The sequence below is a fragment of the Massilia consociata genome, from assembly GCF_042432755.1.
Taxonomy (GTDB): domain Bacteria; phylum Pseudomonadota; class Gammaproteobacteria; order Burkholderiales; family Burkholderiaceae_D; genus Telluria; species Telluria consociata.
This window is the reverse complement of record NZ_JBHLWP010000005.1, coordinates 1-3,614: the sequence shown is the minus strand read 5'-3', so window position 1 is coordinate 3,614 and position 3,614 is coordinate 1. Positions and strand designations below refer to the sequence as shown.

Below are 3,614 nucleotides of genomic sequence, written 5' to 3'. Positions count from 1 at the left end.
GCGGTCTCTATTACCCAAGTTGCCGTTTATTTGATTCCTGCAAGAATCAAATAAACAATGCTGCAAAGATAATGCCCCATCGACTGCCGGTCAATGGGGCATTTTCCTTTTTGAAGGTTTTTTTTTAAGAATCCGATTAATACCCCCGCAATACGAAGTAATCGCCGTCCTTACCATAGCCGGTGGTTTTGTCGACTCGGACGCATAAGCGGCCCGCATCGCCGCACTTGTCGAGCTTCGCACGCCCGGCCCGTTTGGTCCAATCCTGAGCGTTCGTTTGCAGCTCGGCCACCTCGGCCTGTAGCTGAGCCTTCTGCTCGATCAGGGTTTCGACCTGGTGACGCTGCCACCACACGGACAGCCAGGCGGCAATCAGCACCGAGGCAACACAGCCCGCAGCTGCTCCACCTGCCACAAGCGCCCACCGCCAGCCGAACGAAGACACGGCGTTAGACAGTTGGCCTTCGGCTTCGCCCAAGGACCGGATGACGCCAGTAAGACGCCCGATGATGGGCTGGGAAGCCTGCTCAAGGGCCGCTGTAGCCGTTTCCGACACTCCGGCAAGGGATTGACGCACGGAGACGCCTACGGCCTCTCCTGCGGCCTTCTGGATGCTCGGCAAAGCCTCCGCGGCGGCTTTGCGCACATCGTTGGCGACGCCGGCTACGCTGGCGGCCGCCTGCGCCACGGCGGCGCGCTCCTTCGCCAGTGCGGCCCGCTCTGCTGCCAACGCCTCAAGCGCCGCGCCGATGGCTTTCTGCTGGTCCTCGGCAGCAGCCATCAGGGAGAAAATCTGCTGCTGGGCATCCATCACTTGCCCCCTTTCTTGTCGGCCAGCAGATCGCCCTGGGCATGGCGTTTGACGTAATCCCGCATGAAGTCGCGCAAGAGCTGGGAGCTGCTGCGGTCGTTGGATTTCGCAGCCTGCTCGAACGCCTTTTTCAGCGTGGCATCCACCCGGAAGGTAAAAGTCGATTCCATTCAAGACCCCTTTTGTATGTGTAATGCACTCATTATGCACTAACAAAATACATACAACAAGCTGCCTTTACCGGCTGTATCCGGTGTCCCTATCGAGTCCGGTCTTCTTCTCGGCTTCCTGCTTGCGCTCGACCTCCTGCCGCTGCCGGGCCAGCTCCTGCGCGGCCTTCTGCGCGGCCTGCTCGCGGGCCAGCTCGGCGGCTCTCTGCTCGGCCTTGAAGCGCTCGAACGCTTCGCGGGCCTGCTGCTTGCCCGCCTCGGCCAGCTTGTGGGCCTCGAACTGCGCCCGCGCCGCTTCCATCCCGGCCCGCAACTGGTCGGGCGGCGGCATGGCCTGCTTGCGATCGCGCTCGGCCTTGGCCGCGCCCAGGTCGCCGGACAGGTCGATGATGGATTTCCCCAGCTCGGCGGCTGCGCGCTCCTTTTCGCCTTCGGCTGCACGCCGCTCTAGGACTGCTGCCAGCTCGACATCCTGCGCGGCTGTCATGCGCTTCACGCGGCCCGGTCCGAAGTGCGGCTCGGCTGTTCGCTCGATGCCTTGGTCCCTCAGGCTCCGGTGATCGACGCGAGCCTCAAGGCCGTGCCGCTCAAGGTGCGCGTTCTGCACCTTGGCCCAGCGTTCGCGGGTCGCCAGTAGCCGCTCCTCGGTCCCGGCGCTGTCCTTGCGACAGCCGCCTTTCTCTGGATTCTTGGCGTTGTACCGCTTGAAATACTGCTCTGGATCGCGGTCGAGGCCGTCTATGGTCCGCTCGGAATACATGATGTGAGCATGGGGCTGCTCCCCGCCTTCAAGCGCTGCCTGCGGGTTATGGATGGCCCACGTAAAGGCGTGCTTGTCGCCCAGCTCTTGGGCCACCATATCGCGCACCAACTCGACGCGCTGCGCTGGCGTCAGTTCACGCGGCAAGGCCACCTCGATTTCACGGTACGTGGAGCCATTCGCTCGCTCGTGCTGGTCGGCGGCTTGCCAGAACTGGGCCGGGTCCTTCTCGGCCCACTTCGGCATGTTGCCCGACTCGACATGCTCAAGCTTTTCGTTCGAGCGCACCTTCTCATATTTCCCGTCGCGGGAAATATAGGAGGCGTGAGGACCGGCCTTGCCCTTGGCGCCAACCTTCACCGAACAATGATAGCTTGCCATGTTTTTGCTTTTGACTTTCCCCCCTTGTGGGGGCGCACGTTTCTCGCGTAGCGAGAAACAACTAAGTGCGCATTGTCTCGCTTTGCTCGCCTATGATACCCCGTCAGCGCCCACCATTGCTACAAAGCAAGCGCAAATCTATAATCAAAACACCAAACCACCATGAGGAACGCCAGAATGCAGAACCAAGAAGGCACCAAACAAAGCTGGGAAGAAAAACGCGTCCAGTACATCGACGGTCTGAAGAAGCCGACCGAGGCCCAGCAACTGCTCGCCATCCTGTACAAAAAGGCCAACAGGACAGAAGCCGAAAACAAGAAGTTGGCGGCGCTCATCAAGGCGGAAAAGGCCACGGAACGAGCCTTGAACGCCAACGCTGCCATCACAAAAATGCTGAACGGGGCCAAGGAAGATGAACGCCGGGCACGCAATCACAGGCTGATTCAGCAGGGCATTCTTTTTGACCTGGTGGGACTGGACACGCGCAGCCGTGGCGAGATGCTGGGCGCGCTTATTGCCGCTGTCGCTTCGGCAAAGGCGAACCCAGAACACTGGGCGACTTGGAAGGCCAAGGGCGATGCCCTGCTGGCCGAGAAAGGCAACCTGACCACCTCGCTCGATTGACACAAAATCTTGCCCGTAGTGCTTCGCGTCGAGCTACCTGGATGCCTTAGCGCGCGGGCGTCCCCGCTTGCTTGCGCACCGATTTCGTACCGAAATCGGCACGCCCGGTTACGTTTGAAAAGCGGAAGATCAAAAAACCGAAAACCCAACCCCGGCACGCTGCCGCCGCGTTCCCCTTCCTGAAAGCGCAACCTGCCGACGAGCTGCCTGCGGGGTGCCGTCCCCGCCCTCTTCGCTTCACCCTGCGTTAGATCTGTCAGAGGGGTAGTGTTGGTTTTTCGCAACATCGCCCGGCGCTCCTCAAGAGCGTCCGGCTCCTAAACTTGCCACGCCGCGTGTTGTTTTGTTGTTGTTTTTCTATGTTGCTGGGATGGTGAGGGGAGGAGCTTTGGTCGAAGTTATCCCTACCTCGGCACCATGAATTTTGGTGGAAAGGTAGGGAGCTTCGACCGGTTGCCGGGCATGGAGCCGGGGCGTCACATGGTCACCTGACTCGATCCGAGTTGGTCAGGCTTGATCGATCACACGCTGGGGACGTGCTCCGCTGGCTCGATCATCGCGCTATCGCCAGTTGGCATTGCCGGAGGGCCGCTCTATGCCAATTCGATTACATGCGCCGAGCCGAGGCTATGGACGTACAAACGCATGCAGGCACTTGAGCGAGATCGCAACCGGAGACAGTCAGATTAACTTCGATGTTTGACTGGTCGATTTTTTGGATATAATTTCATCCAAGGCACTTGCGGTCTCTATTACCCAAGTTGCCGTTTATTTGATTCCTGCAAGAATCAAATAAACAATGCTGCAAAGATAATGCCCCATCGACTGCCGGTCAATGGGGCATTTTCCTTTTTGAAGGTTTTTTTTT

4 protein-coding genes are annotated in these 3,614 nt (G+C 59.5%); 1 reads left to right on the top strand and 3 read right to left on the bottom strand.

The features are described from left to right. Nucleotides 1–136: 136 nt before the first annotated feature. From ACFFJK_RS04205 to ACFFJK_RS04195, 3 genes are all read right to left on the bottom strand, one after another. Entirely contained in the window at nucleotides 137–811 is a 675-nt protein-coding gene (locus ACFFJK_RS04205; RefSeq protein ID WP_379677863.1) for a hypothetical protein, read from the bottom strand. Then, on the bottom strand, nucleotides 811–981 hold the full coding sequence (locus ACFFJK_RS04200; RefSeq protein ID WP_343234743.1) for a CopG family ribbon-helix-helix protein: 171 nt from the start codon (nucleotides 979–981) through the stop codon (nucleotides 811–813). Before ACFFJK_RS04200 ends, ACFFJK_RS04205 begins: the two co-directional genes overlap by 1 nt. Before the next feature lie 67 nt (nucleotides 982–1,048). Continuing rightward, on the bottom strand, nucleotides 1,049–2,122 hold the full coding sequence (locus ACFFJK_RS04195; protein WP_322633947.1) for a MobA/MobL family protein: 1,074 nt from the start codon (nucleotides 2,120–2,122) through the stop codon (nucleotides 1,049–1,051). A gap of 177 nt (nucleotides 2,123–2,299) precedes the next feature. Between ACFFJK_RS04195 and ACFFJK_RS04190 the strand changes: the two genes are divergently transcribed. Continuing rightward, nucleotides 2,300–2,746, top strand: coding sequence for a conjugal transfer protein TraD (locus ACFFJK_RS04190; protein ID WP_322633948.1), 447 nt, complete (start codon nucleotides 2,300–2,302; stop codon nucleotides 2,744–2,746). The last annotated feature ends 868 nt before the right edge of the window (nucleotides 2,747–3,614 follow it).

What these genes read in the sequence shown, in the direction of transcription:
- ACFFJK_RS04205 (WP_379677863.1), bottom strand. Translation starts at nt 811, where the DNA reads ATGGATGCCCAGCAGCAGATTTTCTCCCTGATGGCTGCTGCCGAGGAC.
- ACFFJK_RS04200 (WP_343234743.1), bottom strand. Translation starts at nt 981, where the DNA reads ATGGAATCGACTTTTACCTTCCGGGTGGATGCCACGCTGAAAAAGGCG.
- ACFFJK_RS04195 (WP_322633947.1), bottom strand. Translation starts at nt 2,122, where the DNA reads ATGGCAAGCTATCATTGTTCGGTGAAGGTTGGCGCCAAGGGCAAGGCC.
- ACFFJK_RS04190 (WP_322633948.1), top strand. Translation starts at nt 2,300, where the DNA reads ATGCAGAACCAAGAAGGCACCAAACAAAGCTGGGAAGAAAAACGCGTC.